Raw genomic sequence first — 1268 nt, 5'->3', positions numbered from 1 at the left:
GTGGAGTGAACCCAATTGAGCGGACCGCGGGGCAAGTCACCTCTGTGCGGCAGTGTAGCGGGCGGCGAACTCAGCAGGTGGGACGTAGCCCAGGCTGGAGTGCAGTCGGCGGTGATTGTACAGATCCGCGATAAAGATCCCGATGTGCCACCGGGCGTCGTCCAGGTCGACATACTCTTGCCGGTCGACCTCCTCGGTCTTCAGGGTTTTGTAGAAGCTCTCCATTTTGGCATTGTCATAGGGATTGCCCGTTCTGGACATGCTCGGCTTCATTCCCGTGGACCGCAGGCGGTCCACGTAGACCCGACTGGCATATTGCACACCCTGGTCTGAGTGATGAAGGAGCCCTGGGGCAGGACAACGCGTGGCCAGCGCGTTATTCAACGCCGCCAAGGGCAATTCGGCGTCCAGGAACTTCGACATGGACCAGCCCACCACCTCCCGGGTGAAGCCGTCCAGCACGCAGGCCAGGTACACGAAGCCCTGCCGGACACGGACGTAGGTCATGTCGGCGTGCCACACCTGATCGGGTCGTACCGGGACGACGTCGGGCAGCAGATTGGGAAAGCGCTTCTCGTGATGATTGGACTCGGTGGTGGCTCGATACCGGCGCTTCGGACGGCACAACAGGTGGCGTTCGCGCATCACGCGGAGCACGCGCTTGTGGTTCACCGGGCGGCCCCGCCGGGCCAGCTCACGGGTCACGCGCCGATACCCGTAGCCGACGAACTCTTCCACCACAGTTTCGATGTCCTGGCACAGCGCCTGATCGGTGTCCGTCTCCTCCCTGGCCTGCTGGTCGTAGAACCAGGAGCGGCTGACCCCATGCAGCGCACACAGACGACGCACCGACACCTCCGGATGCGCGCTTCGCGCATCCTCGATCATTTGGTGCCTTGTTTCGAGCGGTACGTCGACAAGGACTTTTTTAGGATGGTGTTCTCCAGCGACAACTGCCCACAGAACCGCTCCAATTCGGCAATGCGGTGTTCCAGCGCCTGGTCGGGTCTGGCCTGATCGGTGAAGGCCGCATCCCCACGGGCTTCGACTTCCTTGCGCCAGCGGTGAATCAGGCTGGGCGACAGGTGGTGTTCGCGACTGAGTTGCGCGGTGGTCTTCTGGCCGTTCTCGACTTGGTTGACGATGTCCAGCTTGAACTCGCGGCGGTGGGTGCGTCCGGGCATAGGGACTCCTTCGGTGCCGTCAGCCTACGGGCTGACGGGGGCGAAGTGCCTTGCCTCCTGGTCCGCTCCTGGGGGGTCACTCCA

General features: G+C 63.1%; 2 protein-coding genes. Both read right to left on the bottom strand.

Annotation, left to right across the window (positions count from 1 at the left end):
- Nucleotides 1-36 precede the first annotated feature (36 nt).
- A complete protein-coding gene (locus C8263_RS18690) occupies nucleotides 37-888 on the bottom strand; it encodes an IS3 family transposase (protein WP_107139610.1) in 852 nt (283 codons plus the stop codon).
- The gene (locus tag C8263_RS18685; RefSeq protein WP_107139609.1) at nucleotides 885-1184 is read right to left on the bottom strand and encodes a transposase; all 300 of its coding nucleotides are present in this window, start codon (nucleotides 1182-1184) and stop codon (nucleotides 885-887) included. The genes C8263_RS18690 and C8263_RS18685 overlap by 4 nt, the downstream gene beginning before the upstream one ends.
- Nucleotides 1185-1268 lie beyond the last annotated feature (84 nt).

The sequence above is a fragment of the Deinococcus arcticus genome (assembly GCF_003028415.1).
GTDB classification, from domain to species: domain Bacteria; phylum Deinococcota; class Deinococci; order Deinococcales; family Deinococcaceae; genus Deinococcus; species Deinococcus arcticus.
Note: the sequence above shows the minus strand (reverse complement) of the source record. Positions and strands in the feature narration are given on the sequence as shown.